General features: G+C 72.8%; 13 protein-coding genes. 5 read left to right on the forward strand and 8 right to left on the reverse strand.

Annotation, left to right across the window (positions count from 1 at the left end; translation table 11 throughout):
* The first annotated feature begins 28 nt into the window (after positions 1-28).
* Positions 29-1990 carry a heavy metal translocating P-type ATPase gene (locus ABD999_RS24175; protein WP_333485738.1) on the forward strand — a complete coding sequence of 654 codons (1962 nt, stop codon included), beginning with the start codon at positions 29-31 and terminating at the stop codon, positions 1988-1990.
* 346 nt (positions 1991-2336) lie between these two features.
* On the forward strand, positions 2337-2927 hold the full coding sequence (locus ABD999_RS24180; RefSeq protein ID WP_271278965.1) for a hypothetical protein: 591 nt from the start codon (positions 2337-2339) through the stop codon (positions 2925-2927).
* 92 nt (positions 2928-3019) lie between these two features.
* Here the strand turns inward: ABD999_RS24180 and ABD999_RS24185 are convergent, their stop codons facing one another.
* The 5 genes from ABD999_RS24185 to ABD999_RS24205 form a co-directional block, all read right to left on the reverse strand.
* Positions 3020-3217, reverse strand: a complete 198-nt coding sequence (locus ABD999_RS24185) for a hypothetical protein (RefSeq protein WP_148029291.1) — start codon at positions 3215-3217, stop codon at positions 3020-3022.
* Positions 3218-3257: 40 nt separating this feature from the next.
* Positions 3258-3527 carry a WhiB family transcriptional regulator gene (locus ABD999_RS24190; protein ID WP_148029290.1) on the reverse strand — a complete coding sequence of 90 codons (270 nt, stop codon included), beginning with the start codon at positions 3525-3527 and terminating at the stop codon, positions 3258-3260.
* 131 nt (positions 3528-3658) lie between these two features.
* Complete coding sequence (locus ABD999_RS24195; RefSeq protein ID WP_219543968.1) at positions 3659-3955, reverse strand: hypothetical protein; 297 nt, start codon at positions 3953-3955, stop codon at positions 3659-3661.
* Between the two features lie 96 nt (positions 3956-4051).
* Complete coding sequence (gene tesB / locus ABD999_RS24200; protein ID WP_271279780.1) at positions 4052-4936, reverse strand: acyl-CoA thioesterase II; 885 nt, start codon at positions 4934-4936, stop codon at positions 4052-4054.
* 135 nt (positions 4937-5071) lie between these two features.
* Positions 5072-7108, reverse strand: a complete 2037-nt coding sequence (locus ABD999_RS24205) for an ATP-dependent DNA helicase UvrD2 (protein ID WP_271279781.1) — start codon at positions 7106-7108, stop codon at positions 5072-5074.
* Positions 7109-7260: 152 nt separating this feature from the next.
* On the opposite strand from ABD999_RS24205, the gene ABD999_RS24210 reads away from it, so the two are divergent.
* Both ABD999_RS24210 and ABD999_RS24215 read left to right on the forward strand, forming a co-directional pair.
* Positions 7261-8163 (forward strand): alpha/beta hydrolase, encoded by a 903-nt coding sequence (locus ABD999_RS24210; protein WP_271279779.1) that lies wholly within the window; start codon positions 7261-7263, stop codon positions 8161-8163.
* Between the two features lie 74 nt (positions 8164-8237).
* Complete coding sequence (locus ABD999_RS24215; protein ID WP_148029287.1) at positions 8238-8486, forward strand: glutaredoxin family protein; 249 nt, start codon at positions 8238-8240, stop codon at positions 8484-8486.
* 45 nt (positions 8487-8531) lie between these two features.
* Here the strand turns inward: ABD999_RS24215 and nudC are convergent, their stop codons facing one another.
* A complete protein-coding gene (nudC, locus tag ABD999_RS24220; RefSeq protein WP_271279778.1) occupies positions 8532-9506 on the reverse strand; it encodes an NAD(+) diphosphatase in 975 nt (324 codons plus the stop codon).
* Positions 9507-9621: 115 nt separating this feature from the next.
* Here nudC and ABD999_RS24225 point away from each other — a divergent pair, with 115 nt between their 5' ends.
* Positions 9622-11328 (forward strand): IucA/IucC family protein, encoded by a 1707-nt coding sequence (locus tag ABD999_RS24225; RefSeq protein WP_271279777.1) that lies wholly within the window; start codon positions 9622-9624, stop codon positions 11326-11328.
* Between the two features lie 268 nt (positions 11329-11596).
* Here the strand turns inward: ABD999_RS24225 and ABD999_RS24230 are convergent, their stop codons facing one another.
* Positions 11597-14851, reverse strand: coding sequence for an ATP-dependent helicase (locus ABD999_RS24230; RefSeq protein ID WP_271279776.1), 3255 nt, complete (start codon positions 14849-14851; stop codon positions 11597-11599).
* Positions 14845-18015, reverse strand: a complete 3171-nt coding sequence (locus ABD999_RS24235; RefSeq protein ID WP_345482894.1) for an ATP-dependent helicase — start codon at positions 18013-18015, stop codon at positions 14845-14847. Before ABD999_RS24235 ends, ABD999_RS24230 begins: the two co-directional genes overlap by 7 nt.
* Between the last annotated feature and the right edge of the window lie 31 nt (positions 18016-18046).

Consider the following 18046-nt stretch of genomic DNA (forward strand, 5'->3'; position numbering starts at 1 on the left):
CGGGCAGTTTCGGCGGCTGTTCTGGATCATGCTGGTCCTGGCGGTCCCCGTGGTGGGGTTCAACGAGATGTTCGCCCACATCATCGGCTACCGCCTGCCTGATTCCGCGTGGGTGCCGTGGGTCTCACCGGTGCTGGGCACCGTCGTCTATTTCTGGGGCGGACGGCCGTTCCTGACCGGGGCGGTCTCGGAGATCCGCTCCCGCCGACCCGGCATGATGCTGCTCGTCGGCCTCGCTATCACGGTGGCGTTCGTCGCCTCCTGGGGTGCCAGCCTGCACGTGCTCGACGAGGAGCTGAACTTCTGGTGGGAGCTGGCCCTGCTGGTCGTCATCATGCTCCTGGGCCACTGGATCGAGATGCGCTCCCTGGCGCAGACCACCTCGGCCCTGGATTCCCTGGCGGCCCTGCTGCCCGACGAGGCCGAGAAGGTCGACGGCGACGACGTGGTCAAGGTCGCCCCGGCCGACCTGGTGGTCGGTGACGTCGTCATCGTCCGTCCCGGCGCCTCGGTCCCCGCCGACGGGAAGATCATCGACGGTTCCGCGAGCATGGACGAGTCCATGGTCACCGGAGAGTCCAAGCCGGTGCGCCGTGAGGCCGGCGAACAGGTGGTCGCCGGCACCGTCGCCACCGACTCCGGCCTCCGCGTCGAGGTCACCGCCATCGGCGACGACACCGCCCTGGCAGGCATCCAGCGACTCGTCGCCGACGCCCAGGCCTCGTCCTCGCGTGCCCAGCGCGTCGCCGACACCGCGGCGGCGTGGCTGTTCTGGTTCGCCCTGGGGGCCGCCGCGATCGCCGCCGTCGTCTGGGCTCTCGTCGGGCTGCCCGACAGCGGGATCGTGCGGACCATCACCGTGCTCGTCATCGCCTGCCCGCACGCTCTGGGCCTGGCGATCCCGCTGGTGGTGTCCATCGCCACCGAGCGCGCCGCCCGGGGAGGCGTGCTGGTCAAGGACCGTCTCGCGCTGGAGTCGATGCGCACCGTCGATGCCGTCCTGTTCGACAAGACCGGCACCCTGACCAAGGGCGAACCCACCGTGACCGGGATCGAGCCGGTCGGCGGTCGCGGCGCGGACGAGGTGCTGGCCCTGGCCGCGGCGGCGGAGAGCGACAGCGAGCATCCGCTGGCCAAGGCCATCGTCGGCGCGGCCCGTACGCGTGGGCTGGACGTGCCCCAGGCCAGCGAGTTCTCCTCCTCCCCCGCGGTCGGTGTGAAGGCGACCGCGAACGGCGCCGTGATCGAGGTCGGCGGCCCGTACCTCCTCGACGAGCACGGCCTGGACGAGCTTCCCGTCGCCGGTGAGTGGCGGACGGAGGGGGCGATCATCCTGCACGTCCTCGCCGGCGGCCAGGTGATCGGCGCGCTCCGGCTGGCCGACGAGATCCGGCCCGAGTCCCGCGACGCCGTCGACGCCCTGCACGCCGCGGGCGTCCAGGTCGTGATGATCACCGGTGACGCCCGGGCCGTCGCCGACACCGTGGCCGCCGAGCTCGGCATCGACCGGGTGTTCGCCGGGGTGCGGCCGGAGGACAAGGCGGCCAAGGTCGCGGAGCTGCAGTCGGAGGGCAGGAAGGTCGCCATGGTCGGCGACGGCGTCAACGACGCCCCCGCGCTGGCCCAGGCCGACGTCGGCATCGCGATCGGGGCCGGCACCGATGTGGCGATCGGCTCGGCCGGGGTGATCCTCGTCTCCTCGGATCCGCGTTCGGTGCTCTCCGTCATCGATCTGTCGCGGGCGAGCTTCCGGAAGATGAAGCAGAACCTGTGGTGGGCCGCCGGCTACAACCTGATCTCGGTGCCCCTGGCAGCCGGGGTGCTCGCGCCGATCGGGTTCGTGCTGCCGATGAGCGTCGGGGCGATCCTCATGTCGGCCTCGACCGTCGTGGTCGCGCTGAACGCCCAGCTGCTGCGCCGGCTCGACCTCACTCCGGCACACAGCGCGAAAACGTTCCTCGACCACGCGACACCCGCCCGGACACCCTGATCGCCCGGCAACGGATGCGGCCGGGCACGCAGAGGGCCGACACCTGAACGACCGGCGACGAATGCGGCCAGGCGTATGGGCCGGCACTTGGACGACCGGCGGAGGATGCCGCCGGGCGCGCACGGCCGGTACCTGGACGACCGGCGGCGGGTGCGGCCGGCGGCTGTTCGCGAAGCGAGATGGTTAAGGCGTCGGCGACCAGCGCGTTTCGCGGGTGGCCGCAGCTGGCTCGGACGCCCCGTGACGTCTTTCGGGGTTCTTACGGATGGCGGCGGGCCATCGGCCCGGCCGGAAAGCGCGCCTGATGATGGCGGCAACCATCGTCGAGTGAAAGGCGGGATCCGGGATGGGTCTCTTCCGCATGGCCGGGTCAGCCGGCTATGTCTGCGCCGTGCTGCTCGTCTTCAACGTGTTCCGGCGGGCCGGGGTGGTCCCCGAGACGCCGGTCACGCACGCGGTGGCGCCGTTCGCGGCGCTGTCCGGGCTGTTCGCGATCACCGGGCTGTACCTGCTCATCCGGAGCGGGACCGGCGGGCTCGGGCTGGCCGGGTACGTGCTCAACGGCGCCGGTCTGGCCGGGGCGTTCGCCGTCGAGTACACGCTGCACTTCGTCTTCCCGTCGCTCCCCGGCGCGACGGTGAGCGGGCTGCTGGCCGGAGGGACGGGGACGGCGTTCCTGGTGACCTCGGCGGTGCTGCTGTCGGGGGTGCTGCTGTTCGGCGTGGCGGCGATCCGGTCGGGGACGCTGCCGGTCGCCGCCGTGCTGCTCTACGCGGCGGGGATGGTGCCCGGGTCGCTGCGCGGGGTCGTGCCGGAGTGGGCCTACCTCGGCGGGCTGGTCGTCGCGGCGGCGGGCATCGCGTGGATGTCCGCCCGCCTCTTCGCCGCCGCCGGGACGGCCGATCCCGTGAGGAGACCGGCCGGCCAGCACGCGTAGAACCGAACGCGGAAGACCCGCGCGGAACCGTCGTTCCGCGCGGGCCTGATTCTCGGCGGGGAGGTCCTGCGCCGGCGGCAGGACCTCCCCTGTCATAGCACCAGTCGCAACGCCCGGTTCAGGCGCTCGTTGGCGCGCTGGACACCACGCTGCGCCCTGCGGACGCGGCTGATGCGGGAGGCCAAGCGCTGCTCCTCCGCCTCGCGGTGGAGGGTCCGTATTCGGTCGTTGACGAGTTCATGGTAGAGATACGGGGCCGAGAACTCGCCGCTCGTCGGGATGAGGCTCATCAGATCGTCTTCTTTCTGCTGGTGTTGGTGGATCGGTGGGTCAGGCCGCGACCGGGTGCTTGCGCGGACGGCCACGCGGACGCTTGCGGGGCACGATGGTCCCGCGGAGGATGAGCTCGCCGCCCCAGACGCCCCACGGCTCCTCGCGCTCGAGCGCGCGCTCGAGGCAGGCCTTCTGGATCGGGCACCCGGTGCAGAGCGCCTTGGCGAACTCGACGTCCTCCGGCGACTCGGCGAACCACAGGTCAGGGTCGGTACGACAGGGGATCTCGGCTTCGTCGATCAGGTCCATGATCGTCTTCGCCCCCATCAGGATTCTCCTTTGATCGAACACGTTGTTCTTGGTCGGGACACACCTCGTGGGTGATCGGGATCACGGACAAACAAAGAGGCCGCGGATCCTGTCTGCGGATCCGCGGCCTGGGGGCTGCTGTGTGCCGGTCAGGTTATGACCGGAGCATCCCTCCAGGGTTGCGGACCCACTCCACGCTTGGCGATCGGCTGGGTCGGCACTTCGGCGCCTGCGGTGCCCGCAGGGACGCCCAGAGCGACGGCTGCGGCGAAGACGGGAGCACCGGAGGTGGCGGCGCCGGCGTGGGCGCGCGCGTACATCAGGGACTCCTGGCGACGGGCAGACTCGTCCTGCCGCAGCTTGGCCGGCCCACTGACGAGCCTCACCGAGTCACGGCACGCGGAAAGCAGCCACTGCGTGGCCGGCGTGTTGTTGATGCTGATCACTGTGACTCACCTCCGCTCTGGGATCGTCGGGCAGGGACGCCCGACTCGCTTGACCATGACCCTAAACCCGGATCTCGGGGTTGGGCAACGTATTTTCTACCTGCGATTTCGTGACAAATTCGTGCGGATCATGGCCTCCTGGACCACGGACACCACGAGTTCGCCCGAGGCGTTGAACATCTCCCCCCGCGCGAGCCCTCTGGCGCCTCCGGCGGAGGGCGACTGCTGCGCGTAGAGCAGCCACTCGTCGGCCCTGAACGGCCGGTGGAACCAGATGGCGTGATCAAGCGAGGCGCCCATGATGTCGGAGGCGCCCCAGGCCAGGCCGTGCGCGAGCAGGATCGTGTCGACCAGGGTGTAGTCGGAGGCGTAGGCGGCCAGCACGACGTGCAGCAGCGGGTCGTCGGGCAGGTCGGCGTCGAAGCGGAACCACACGTTGGTCTCGGTGCTGCGCAGGTCGGGGTCGAGATGCGCCTCCCAGACCAGCGGGGAGACGTAGCGGGCGTCGACCGGGCGCGGCCGGGCCAGCCACTCGCGCTGCTCGTGGTCCTCGCCGACCAGCGCGGTCATCTGCTCCTGGAAGGTCGGCAGCGTCTCGGGGGTGGGCACCACCGGCATCGCCGAGGCCTGGTGCTCGATGCCCGGCTCCTCGACGTGGAACGAGGCCGACATCGTGAAGATCGCCTTGCCGTGCTGGATCGCCACCACCCGCCGGGTGGAGAACGACCGGCCGTCGCGGACCCGCTCGACGTCGTAGACGATCGGGATGGCCGGATCGCCGGGACGGATGAAGTAGGCGTGCAGGGAGTGGACGTTCTTGCCGGCCGGGACGGTGCGCCCGGCGGCGACGAGGGCCTGCGCGGCGACCTGCCCGCCGAAGACGCGCTGGACGCGCTCCTCCGGGCTCCGGCCGCGGAACATGTCCTGCTCGATCTGCTCCAGGTCGAGCAGGTCGAGCACTTCCTTCAGGGCCTCGTTCACTCATCCCCCTTCACGCGGCACGCGCGAGCAACCCCCCGGGCTCGCCCCCTTATGGTGGCATCCCGTGGTTTCGCGGTGGTTACGACGGTGTCGTCCTGAGCCGGAGACGACAGGACAGGATACGCGGGGTCAGGGTCAGGAGCCGCGGCACAGGCCGAGCACCGCCTCCCCGTAGCGGTCGAGCTTGACCCGGCCGACGCCCGCGATCGACAGCAGCTCCTGCTCGGTCGTCGGCGCCCGCTCGGCGATGGCCTGCAGCGTCACGTCCGTGAACACGACGTACGGCGGGATCTTGGCCTCCTTGGCCGTGGCCGTGCGCCAGGCCTTCAGGCTCTCCAGCAGCGCCTCGTCGTAGTCGGCCGGGCAGGTCGCGCACCGTCCGAGCTTCTGCTCGGCCGCGGCCACCAGGGTCTTGGCGCAGACCCGGCAGCTGACCGGGGCCGCCACCTCCCTGCGGTCGCGGGCGGGCGCGGCGGGCCGCGACGGCGCGGACGGGCGGCCCGTCAGCCCGTCGAGGAACCGGGACGGGCGGCGGCTCCTGCGCCCGCCCGGCGCGCGGGCCAGCGCCCACGACAGCGAGAGGTGCAGCCGGGCACGGGTGACGCCGACGTACAGCAGCCGGCGCTCCTCCTCGATCTGCTCCGGCGTCTCCGCGTAGATGATCGGCACCATGCCGTCGGTGAGGCCGACGAGGAAGACGGCGTCCCATTCCAGGCCCTTGGCGGCGTGCAGGGAGGCGAGCGTGACGCCCTCGACGGGCGGTGCGTGCTGCTCGGCGGCGCGGCGCTCCAGCTCGGCCACGAACGCCGGCAGGTCGGCGCCCTCGGCCGCCAGGTCCTCCGCCAGGTCGGCCAGGGCCTTGAGCGACTCCCACTTCTCACGCGCCTTGCCGCCGCCGGGCGGCGAGGGGGTCAGCCCGACGCCGGTCAGGATGTCGTGGACCTCGGAGGCCAGCGGCTCGCCGCTGTGGGAGCGGGCCGCGCCGCGCAGCAGCACGACGGCCTGCCGCACCTCGGGCCGCTCGAAGAAGCGCTCCGCGCCGCGCACCACGTACGGGATCTCCGCCTTCGACAGCGCCTCCTCGTAAGACTCGGACTGCGAGTTGGTACGGAAGAGGATCGCGATCTCGCGGGACGGGACGCCCTGGTCGATCAGCTTGCGGATGCCGCGCGCGACGCCGGCGGCCTCGGCGGGCTCGTCGTCGTAGTCGGCGAACACGGGCCTGGGGCCGTCGGGGCGCTGCGCGACGAGCTCCAGACGGTGAGGCGACTTGCTCTTGGCGATGACGAGGTTGGCCAAGTTGACCACCTGGGGGGTGGAGCGGTAGTCGCGCACCAGCTTGATGACCGCGGCGTTCGGGAACTCGACCGCGAAGCCGGTCAGGTAGCGCGGGGTGGCGCCGGTGAAGCTGTAGATCGTCTGGTTGGGGTCGCCGACCACGCACAGGTCGTCGCGGCCGCCGAGCCAGGTGTCGAGCAGCAGCTTCTGCAGCGGGTTGACGTCCTGGTACTCGTCGACGACGAAGTAGCGGTACTGCTGGCGGATCTGGGCGGCGACCTCGGCGTGCTCGGTCATCACCGCCGCGGTCAGCTCCAGGATCGTCTCGAAGTCGACGAGGTGGCGCTCGCGCCGGATCCGCTCGTACGCCTCGTACAGGCGCACCACCTCCTCGGCGGGAACCGGAGGGGTGCGGTGGTGCTTGGCTGCGGCGGCGACGTAGTCGTCGGGGCCGATCTGGGTGACCTTGGCCCACTCGACCTCGGCGGCGATGTCTCGCAGCTCGGACCGTTCGGGATTTTTCCGGATCTGGCGGCAGGCTTCGACCAGCACCGGAAGCTTGGACTCGATCACCGACGGCGCCTCGCCGCCGATCACCCGCGGCCAGAAGTAGGTGAGCTGCCGCAGCGCGGCGGCGTGGAACGTACGCGCCTGCACCGCCGGCGCGCCCAGCTCGCGCAGCCGCTGGCGCAGCTCGCCCGCGGCACGTGTGGTGAACGTCACTGCGAGCACGCTCCGCGCGTCGACCGCCCCGCTGCGCACGGCATGCGCGATCCTGTGGGTGATGGCCCTGGTCTTGCCCGTGCCGGCTCCGGCCAGCACGCACACCGGGCCGCGCACGGTCTCGGCCACCTCGCGCTGCTCGGGGTCGAGCCCGGACAACACGTCGTCCACGCTGCTCACCTGTCCATCCTCCCAGCCGGTGGCGGTCCGAGAGCCATTCTGGCAACAGGTGGCCTCACCCGTTTCACAGGCAACGAGATGCAAACAACCGGTCTCTTCCACCACAATGGGGCCCGACCATCTGGCGGGGAGGAAGGAAAGCCGTGCGTACAGCGGTTTCCCTGAGCGCGATCGCGCTCGCTTGTGTCGCGCTCACCCCGGTGGGCGCGCAGGCGGCGCAGGATCCGACGCCGGGTCCCGCGGTGACCATGCCGACCGACCCTGACGGCATCGGCGGGCATGCCACGGAGACCATCTCCTACGGCAAGCACCGCCGCCAGCAGATGGACGTGTGGTGGACTCCCGACGGCATGCAACGGCCCGGAGTCTTCATCGTCCACGGCGGCTGGTGGTCCAGCGGCGACAAGCGGGGCATGACCCAGATCGCCCGCTCGTACGCCGACATGGGCTACACGGTCTTCAACATCAACTACCGGCTGTCGACCCAGGCCGCCTGGCCCGCGCAGCGCACCGACGCGCTGGCCGCGATCGCCGCCGCCCGCCGCCACGCCGACCGGTGGGCGTTCGACGCGAACAACTACGTGGTGGTCGGCTTCTCCGCCGGCGGCCACATCGCCGCCGCCGTCGGCACCTTCGGCAACGGCACGCAGGGGCTGAAGGGCGTGGTCGGGCTGTCGCCGATCATCTCCCCGCTGCGCGCCTACACCGACGGGGCCGCGGCCACCCAGCCCAACAAGGTACGGCTGCGCAAGGCGGCGGTCCGGCTGGCCGGCGGCTGCCACCCCAAGGGCAAGTGCTCGCGGGTGTGGGCCAGCATGGAGGTCGCCTGGCACGCCAGCCGCAAGGACGCGCCGATGCTCACCGTGCACGCCCAGGACGAGTTCGTGCCGCCGCAGCAGAGCGAGCTGGTCAAGGACGCTCTCGGCAAGCTCGGCGTGCCCGTGAAGATCATCACCGTCCCGGGCCAGTCCCACAGCACCACCCTCTACCGCGAGATGGGCGTGGCCGAGCGCGTCCAGGCATGGATCGCCAGCCGCATCGGGTGAGGGATTAACCAGGCCACCCGCGTTGTTGCACCGAACGCCTTCGTTTCCCCTGACCTTGGAGGGATTCCCCAGCGATGACGCTCACGGTCTACAGCACCACGTGGTGCGGCCCCTGCAAGCGGCTCAAGTCCCAGCTGACCCGGGAGGGCATCAGCTTCACCGAGGTCGACATCGAGCGTGACCCGGACGCGGCCACCTTCGTCATGAGCGTCAACGGCGGCAACCAGGTGGTGCCCACGGTGGTCATCGAAACCCCGAACGGGCGCATCGTCCGCACGAACCCGTCCGCCCGCGAGGTCAAGGCCCTCCTCGAACCGGCCTGAGACGGACTACTCCGAAGACCTGGGTGCGTGGATCACCCAGGTCTTCTACCAGTCGCCCGTCAGAGCGCTGCCGTACCAGGTCTCTATGAGCCGGCGGGCGATCGAGACCGGGGGCGGGAGGCGGACCTCGCCGGTTTCGAGCGCGCGGGCCAGGTCCTCGCGGGAGAACCAGCGGGCCTCGGCGATCTCCTCGGCGTCCGGGGTGAGGTCGGTGGAGAGCGCCTGGGCGAAGAAGCCGAGCATGAGACTGCGCGGGAAGGGCCACGGCTGGCTGCCGAGGTAGCGCGGGTTGGTGACGAGGATGCCGACCTCCTCGGCCACCTCGCGGACGACGGCGGCCTCCAGCGACTCGCCGGGCTCGACGAACCCGGCCAGGATCGACAGGCGCCCCTCCGGCCACTGGGGACCGCGGGCCAGGAGGCAGCGGTCGTCGGGGTCGCGGATCAGCATGATGACCGCCGGGTCGACCCGGGGGAAGTGCTGGCTGCCGTCGTGAGGGCAGACCCGGATGTGGCCGCCCGCCTCGACGGCCGTGCGCGCGCCGCAGCGCGGGCAGAACTGGTGGGTGCTGTGCCAGGCCTCCAGCGCCACGGCGTAGACCAAGAGGCCGGCGTCGCGGTCGCCGAGCAGACCGCCCGCCTGACGCAGCCCCGCCGGCACCGGGTGACCCTCGGGAGCGTCGTGCGGGCTCATCGGTACGGTGACGCGCCCGTTGACGTCGCCCGGCGGGGAACCTGGCAGCGGGGCGGCCACGGCGAAGTAGGCGACGCCGTCGGCCACGCCGAGCAGGAAGCGCTCGCCGGCCGGGGCGTCGGCCGTGGTGTAGAGCACCGCCCGCACCTCGTCGCCGGCGCGTTCGACGAGGGTGCGGCCGTTGTCGATGACGAGCACCCGGGTGGAGGGGGCGTTCCAGGCACGTTCCAGCCACGCGCTGTCGGATCTCAGGGCGGCCGATCTGTCGATGGTGCCCCGGGCCAGGAGCAGCGGTCCGATGAGTTGCTCTTCCGCTTGCGTTTCCACAGGGTCCACCCTTCCAAACTCTCTGTCATCCTATGGCGGCTTCGGGAAGATCTTCGAAGGGGTTAGGATCTTGGGTAGTTAGGCAGACCTTACTTGCAGGGCCCGGGGGTGCCGCGTGCGGGAGTCTCACCTGGCCGCCCGGGTGCTGGACGCGCTGCTGCGCGAGGACTACGGCGGCCTGTCGTCCCAGGTCGTCAGGGGCCGGGGCGGCGTCGGGCTGACACTGGCCGACGGGAGGCTGGTGCGGCTGGCGCCGGGTGCGCCCTTCCAGGACTTCGTGGTGGCGGCCGGGGAGCTGCTGGGCCTGGAGCAGGTGCTGGACACGCTGGCGGAGATCGCTCCCGAGGAGGACGCCGACGGGGTCAAGGCGTTCTTCGACGAGTGCGTGGCGGCGCTGGCCGCGCTGGAGCTGCACGACGCGCGGCCTCCCGGGGTGCGGTCGTACGAGACGCTGGCGGCCCTCGCCGACCATCCCTGCTATCCGACCGCGCGGGCGCGGCCCGGGGTTCCGGACGGGGAACTGGCCGCGTACGCGCCGGAGTTCGGGCCCGTGTTCGAGCTGCGCTGGGCGGCGGTGCCGCGTCGCATGCTGGAGCCGGGCTCGGCGCCACGGCTGCCGCCGGACGTCCTGGCGTCCCAGGGTGCCGGTGCGTTCTCCCGGGAGCTGCTCGGGCCGGACGAGGTGCTGTTCCCCGTGCATCCGCTGACGGTCGACGAGGCGCGGCGGGCCGGGGCGCGGGTGCTCGACGTACGGCGCGGCACCGTACGGCCTACCGCGTCGATGCGCGCCGTCGAGGCCGGGCCGCGCACGCACCTGGTGCTGCCGCTGCCGATCAGCGTCCTCGGCACGCGCGACCGCCTCGGCATCGAACCGGGCAGCCTGAGTGCGGCGGCCCGCGCGGAGCCGCTCCTGCGCGCGCTGGCCGGCCCTGACGTGCTGGTGGCGGGCGAACAGGAGTACGCGCGTGCCGGGCACGAACACCTCGCCTGGCTGGTGCGCCGACTGCCGCAGGGCCGTCGCGTCCCGGTAGCGGCGCTGACCCTGCCTGACACCCCGGACAAGCCCGGCACACAGGACCAGCCTGACACTCAGCATCGACGGGGTCCGCGCGCCCGGACCAGCTTGAGTGCTGAGGTCGAGCTGCAAGGCGAGGTGCCTGACGGGGCGCCTGAGGGAGTGCCGGACGGGATGCCTGGCCTGGTGCGGGGCGAGCTGCAAGGCGGGGTGCGGGGCGGACCTGGCGGGGTGCGGGGCGAGCTCCAAGCTGAGCTGCAAGGCGGGGTGCCTGGCGAGGTGGTGGATGTGCCGGTCGCCTATGTGCGTGCGCTGTTGCGGTGGAGCGTGCGGCTGCTGGTGGAGTACGGGGTGGTGCCGGAGGTCCGGTGGCACGACGCGGCGCTGGTGCTGGTGGATGGCGCGATGAAAGTGCTCGTGCAGGGGCATGACGGGGTGTTGGTCTCGCCCGCGAGGCTGGCCGCGGCGGGGATCGTGGCGCCGGGGCTGCCCGAGCGGATGCTGACGGACGACCCGCACGCGCTGGCGGACGCGTTCGTGACGGGCGCGCTGCACCTGGGCGCGGCGGCGGTCGCGTTCTCGGTGCTGCCTCCGGCCGACGCGGCCGCGCTGCTGCGCCGCTCGCTGGAGGAGGCGTTGCGGCCGTACGACGCCCATCCGACGGCCCGGCTGCTACGGGCCAGAACGCTCGACGCGGCCAGGCTCACCGGCAGGCCGTGGCTGACGGCCGGCACGCTGGCGTCAGCGAAGCGGCTGTCCACCAAGCCGCCACGCATGAGCGGCCCGAACTACCTACGCCTACGCTGACACCCTCAACCCAGACCCGCCCCCGCAACCCAGCGGTACGACGCTGACGCCTTCGGTCCCGACGCGCCGCCGCAGCGTAGCGGCGCGGTGCTGACGTCCCCAGAGGGCGGACACACCACCGCGACGCAGCGGTACGACGCTGACGCCCTCGGCCCGGACCCACCGCCGTGGTACGGCGCTCACGTCCTCGGGCCGGGCGCGCCGCTGCGACCCAGCAGTGTGGTGCTGACCTTTCCGGAGGGCGGATGCGCGGCGGTGGGGTGTGGGGTCAGGTTGTGGGGACCGATTCGATGAGTGCTACCAGGCCGTCGGCGTCGAGCAGGTTGACGGGGCGGACGGTGAGGTTGGCGCGGACGTAGTGGAAGGCCGCGCCGACGCGGTCCAGGGGCACGCCGGCCAGGTGGGACCAGGCCAGGCGGTACGCGGCGAGCTGCACGGACGCGGCGCGGGCCGCCTTGCCCTTGGGCGGGCGCCCGGTCTTCCAGTCGACGACCTCGTAGCGGCCGTCGGGCAGCTCGAAGACGGCGTCCATGCGGCCGCGCACCAGCCGGTCGGCGATCATGGTCTCGAACGGCACCTCCATGTCGACCGGCCGCCGATCCGCCCACTCGCTCTGCTCGAACCGCTCCTGCAGCTCCGCCAGCCGCACGTCCGCCTCCTCCGGCTCGACGTCCAGGCCGAGCTCGAAGTCGTCGATGAGCCGCTGCTGGTCCCAGCGGGTCTCCAGCCACCTGTGGAAGGAGGTGCCGCGCCGGGCCAGTGGGGCGGGCTTGATCGGGACCGGGCGGCGGATCCTGCGAGCCAGCTCGCGCGGGTCGTCCGCCAGGGTGACGAGGGACGAGACGGTCAGCCTGGCGGGCAGCTCGACGGTGGTGGAGTCGGGCCGCCGGTGCAGCTCGCGCTCGCGCAGCAGCAGGTCGGTGTCGCGCTCCCAGGCCTGGACGCGCTCCTCCTCGAAGGCGCGCAACGCCTCGTCCTCGTCGCCGTCCAGGCCGCCCGCGAGCGCGTCCTCCACCAGCCGGGCGCCGTCGAGGACGGACTCGTACCGCAGACCGGCAGGCTCGACCGGCCAGATGGCCTGGGGCGGCTCGGCCAGCAGCGGGTTGGTGGCGCCGGGTTCGAGGTCCGGGGCCCAGACCGCGACCCGGTCGGCGGTGTCGCGGATCTCCAGCAGGAACTCCGACGGCGCGAGCGGCTTGGATGCGGTGCCCCACCGGTAGCCGGAGGCGATCAGGTGGTAGTGGGCGCGGGTGACGGCCACGTACGCCAGCCGCCGCTCCTCCATGAGGTCCCTGGCGCGGCAGTGCTCGTCGAAGGCGGCCAGCTCCTCCTTGCCGAGGCCGGTGAGCCGGGGCAGGTCAGCGGCGTCGCCGCGGAGCGGGTAGGGCAGCTTGCGCGGGTTCTCCGTCCAGCGGCCGTTCACGACGGGGGTGGCGGGGAACACGCTGCCCGTGGTGATCGTGCCCATGGAGCTGAGGAGCTGCGACAGTCCGGGCACGACCACGACGGGCCACTCAAGGCCCTTGGAGGCGTGCACGGTCATCAGCTTGACGCTGTTGCTCTCGCCGACCCGGCCGCCCTCCAGCCCGAACTCCTCGCTCTCGGCCGCCTCCAGGTAGGCGAGGAACGCGCCCAGCGTCGGGTCCTCGGCGTCGCCCGCGAACCGGGAGGCCGCGTCCAGGAACGCGTCCAGGTCGGCCCTGGCGGCGAACGCGCTCGCCGTGCCGCTGCGGGCGGCCACCTCGATGTCCAGGCCGAGCCGCCGCTCCACCTCGCTGATCAGGTCGGGCAGCGGCTGCGCGGTGTGCGCGCGGAGCTGGCGCAGCTCGTGCGCGAGCGCGACCAGCCGGGTGGCGGCCAGCGGCGAGAACGACGCCAGCCACTCCTCCCTGTCGGGCAGCTCGTCCAGCGCGTCGACCAGGCTGCCCTGCTCGTCGGCCAGGTCGGCGACGGCCTGCTCCAGCGGGTCGTCCTCGTGGCGGCTCTCGCGGGACTGGCGGACCAGCTCGCGGGCGTGGTCGCCGAGGACCCGCAGGTCGGCGGGGCCGATCCGCCAGCGCGGCCCGGCCAGCAGCCGGGCCAGCGCGTCGCCGGCGGTCGCGTCGTAGAGCACGCGCAGCGTGGCCACGATGTCGCTCACCTCGGGCACGGTGAGCAGGCCGCCGAGACCGACCACCTCGACCGGGATGTCGCGGTCCTCCAGCGCCCTGCGCAGGGCGGGGAACTGCGAGCGCTTGCGGGCCAGGATGGCGACGTCCTGCGGCTGGATGGCGAGGGTCTTCTTGCGCTCCTTGTCGCCCCAGGGCAGCCCGTCGGGCGCGACCTCCTGGCCGATCAGCTTGGCGACCATGCCGGCGATCCACGCGGCCTCGTCCTCGGCGGTCTCGTGGAAGGCGCAGGTGACCCGGCCCCGGTCGACCCGGTTGGCGCCGGGGACCAGCACAGGCACCTCGCGGGCCTCCATGCGCAGCGGGAGCTGGACCCGGGCGGCGACGTCGAGCACCCGGTCGCCGTTGCGGAAGCTGACGCTGAGCTGCCGCACCGGCGCCGGGTCTCCTGAGGCGGCGCGGAAGTCGGCCGGGAAGCGGCGCAGGTTGCCGGCCGAGGCGCCGCGCCAGCCGTAGATGGACTGGCAGGGGTCGCCGACGGCGGTGACGGGGTGCCCGCCGCCGAACAGCGAGCGCAGCAGCACGAGCTGGGCGTGGCTGGTGTCCTGGTACTCGTCGAGCAGCACCACCGCGAAGCGGGAGCGCTCGATCTCGCCGACCTCCTTGTGTCCGGCGGCGATCCGCGCCGCCAGCGCCATCTGGTCGCCGTAGTCGATGACCTCCCGCCTGCGCTTGAGTCTCTCGTACGCTTCCACGAGCGGCAGCAGCTGCTCCCTGGCCTCGTGCACGACGACCGGCCGGCCCTGCGCCTTGGTGACGCGGCCGGGCAGCTCGGCGTGCCGGTCGCGGAGCCATTCGCCGATCCTGCGCACGTCGCCGGGGCCGCGCAGGTGCTCCGACAGCTCGCCGGCGAGCTCCAGGACGGCGGCGGTGACCGAGGCGGGGCCCAGCTCGATCCTGTCCATCGGCCCGTCGTACATGGCGACGACGCGCGAGGCGAGCTGCCAGGAGACGGCCGGGGTGACCAGCCGCATGGTGGGCTCCAGCGCCTCGCGCAGCGCGTGGTCGGTGACCAGGCGCGAGGCGTAGGCGTGGTAGGTGGAGACGGTCGGCTCGTCGTGCAGCAGCTCGGGCTCGACCAGGCCGGCCTCGGCGAGCCCGGCGAGCCGTTCCCTGACGCGGGTGGCCAGCTCGGCGGCGGCCTTGCGGGTGAACGTCAGGCCGAGCACGTTCGCGGGCTTGACCAGGCCGTTGGCGACCAGCCAGACCACGCGGCCGGCCATGGTCTCGCTCTTGCCCGAGCCCGCGCCGGCCATGACGACCATCGGCTCCAGCGGGGCCTCGATGACGGTGGCCTGTTCGGCGGTGGGCGGCAGGATGCCGAGCTTGTCGGCCAGTTCGACCGGGTTCAGCACACCTGTCCCCCGCTGTCGTTCACGGGGCAGCTCGCCCTGGCCGCGCAGGTGCGGCAGCCGTCGTTCGTCCTGGCCTGGAAGAGCGGGCCGGACATGCCTATCGCCACGGTGTCGACCAGGTCCTTGGCCCAGCCGGGGTTCTGGTCGTCGGCGAGCGCGTCCTGCTTCTGCTCGATCGCGTCGTGCTTGCCCGCGGCCTTGCCGAGCTGGACGAGCGCGGCGCCGCCCGGCTCGTCCATGCCGTGCCTGGCGAACGCGCCCAGCAGCGCGGCGAGCTGGTAGACGCCGAGCTGGGGGTGGCGGTCGAGGTCGCCGGGCCTGGGTTTGGAGCCGCCGGTCTTGAGGTCGATGATCACCGCGCGGCCGTCCTCGTCGCGCTCCAGCCGGTCGACCCGGCCCTTGATCTGGACGCCTTCGGCGATGGTGGCCACGAACGACTCCTCCAGGGCGATCAGGTCGCGGCCGTTGTCCTCCTGCCAGCGCAGGAACTTGCCGATCATCTGCTCGGCCACCTGCCGCTGCTTGCGGTTGAACCAGACGCCGCCGAAGTCGAGCTCCTTCCAGACGTCGTCGAGGCGTTTGCCGAGCATGTCCTCGTCGGGCAGGCCGGTGGCGGCGATCACGGCGAGCGCGTGGATGACGTTGCCGAGGCCCTGCGCGGTGCTGGTGCCGGCGGCGCCGACGGCCGTCTCCAGCAGCCAGCGCAGGCCGCACTTGGTGAAGCTCTCCACGGCGGACGGGGAGATGGTGACCACGTTGTCGGGCCAGCTCAGCGGCCGGTCGTCGGAGATCGGCGTGAGCGCGTACCAGTCGTTGGGATGGGCGCCGGGCACGCCGGCGGCGGCGAGCCTGGCGAGCTGTCTGGCCGCGTTCCTGCGCATCTTCGCCGGTTTGGTGGGGTCGGTGACGGCGCTGCGCAGGTCGGCCACGAGCGCGGGCATGCTGAGCCAGCGCGACCGGTCGCCGACGCCCGCCTCCTCGACCGCGCCCGGCATCAGCTCGGACAGGAACCTGGACGGCCGCTCGTCGGTGTCCTCTCCGCCGACCGCGGTGACGACGAGCCGGTGACGTGCGCGGGTGGCGGCCACGTAGAACAGCCGCCGCTCCTCGGCCAGCAGCTTGGAGGCGAGCGAGGCCGCGTTCGGGCGGCCGCCCTCGACCACCTCGACGAGGTCCTCCACACCGAGCATGGTGCCGCGCAGCCGCAGGTCGGGCCAGACCGCCTCCTGCACGCCCGTCACCACCACGATGTCCCACTCCAGGCCCTTGGCCCGGTGGGCGGTCAGCACGCGCACCGCGTCGCCGTCGGGGGCCCGCTCGGCCAGCGTGTCGCCGGGGATCTCCTGGGACGCCAGGTCGTCCAGGAACACCTCGGGCCCGGCCTTGGGCATCCGGTCGACGAACCGGGCGGCCTGGTCGAACAGCGCCACCACCGCGTCGAGGTCGCGGTCGGCCTGGGCGCCCCTGGTGCCGCCGGACAGGCTGGTGTCGGTCCACTTCCCGGCCAGTCCGGCGGACTGCCAGACGGCCCACAGCACCTCTTCGGCGCTGCCCTGCTCCTCCACCGCCGTGCGGGCGGTGGCCAGCAGCTTGGCGACGCGCTCGGCGGGCACCGCGACGTGCGGCTCGATCCGTACGAGCTCGCGGGGGTCCCTGATCGCGGCGACCAGCAGCTCGCCGGACGAGCGCGGCACGTACGGGAGCTCAGGGGGGTCGGCGGCCAGCTCGTTCTCGGCGATCTTGAGCGCGCGGCGGAGGCGGCGCACGCCGATCATGTCGGTGCCGCCCAGCGGGCCGGTCAGCAACTCCTCGGCGACGTTCTCGTCCAGCTCGGCCGGGTCGACCGCGACCTTGAGCATCGTCAGCAGGGGGCGGACGCCGGGCTCCTGGGCGATCGGCACCTCGTCGCCGGCGATCATCGTGGGCACGCCGGCGTTGACCAGCGCCCGGCGCAGCAGGGGCACCTGGCGCTTGGCCGAGCGCACCAGCACCGCCATCCGGTGCCAGGGCACGCCCTCGATCAGGTGGGCGCGGCGCAGCGTGTCGGCCACCACCGCGGCCTCCTGGCTCGTGCTGTCGGCCAGCAGCACCCGCACCTCACCCGGCGGCGCGTCGGGCGACGGCACCAGGTCACGATGCCCGCGCCCGCCGAAGGCCCGCCCGGCGGGCTCCGGTGCGGCGGGGTTCGGCGCGGGGTCCGTGGTCGGCAGGGGGGCGGCGGGGAGGCGGGCGGCCACGCGCCGGGTCGCGGCCAGCAGGTCGGCGCCGCTGCGGCGGCACACGCGCAGCGCCACGATCGGCGCGTCGCGGCCGTCGAGGGTACGGAAGCGCTGGGGGAAGCCCAGGATGCCGTGCACGTCCGCGCCGCGGAACCCGTAGATCGACTGGTCGGGGTCGCCCACCGCGACCAGGTCGCGCCCGTCGCCGGCCAGCTGCTGGAGCAGGAACTCCTGGGCCGGGTCGGTGTCCTGGTACTCGTCCACGAACACGGCGTCGAGCGCGGCACGCTCGCGCGCCCGCACGCCGGGGTCCGCCAGCAGCCTGCCCGCCTCGGCGATCAGCTCGGCGTAGTCGAGCGTCCGTTCAGGGTCGAGGTCGAAGCGGGTCTCGTAGCGGTCGGCGAAGCGGCCCACGGCCACCCAGTCGCCACGACCGTGCCGCCTGCCGAGCTCCCTGAGCCGCTCGCCGTCCAGCCCGCGCTCGGCCGCGCGGGACAGGAAGTCGCGCAGCTCCTCGGCGAACCCGCGGGTCCTGAGCGGCTCGCGCAGGTCTTCCGGCCAGTCGAGCGCGCCGTCCTCCAGCTCGCCGTGGAGCAGTCGCCGCACCTCCAGCAGTTGCTCGGGGCCGGTCAGCAGCCGGGGCGGCGGCTCGCCCGCCTGCACCGCCGCGCGGCGCAGCAGCGCGTAGGCGTAGGAGTGGAACGTCATGGCCACCGGCGTGCGGGTGGTGCGGCGCAGCCGCCCGGTGACGCGGCGGCGCAGCTCCTCGGCCGCCTTGCGGCTGAAGGTGAGGATCAGCACGCGCTCGGGGTCGGCGCCCCGGCGCTCGATCCGGTCGACCACGCTCTCGACGATCGTGGTGGTCTTGCCGGTGCCGGGCCCGGCCAGCACGAGCAGCGGGCCGCCGGGATGGCCGACCACCGCGCGCTGATGTTCGTCCAGCACAGGAGGCTCAGCAGGCCCCCCACTGCCACGG

Origin of the sequence: Nonomuraea ferruginea, from assembly GCF_039540635.1 — a bacterium.
In the GTDB taxonomy this organism is placed as follows: Bacteria; Actinomycetota; Actinomycetes; order Streptosporangiales; family Streptosporangiaceae; genus Nonomuraea; species Nonomuraea ferruginea.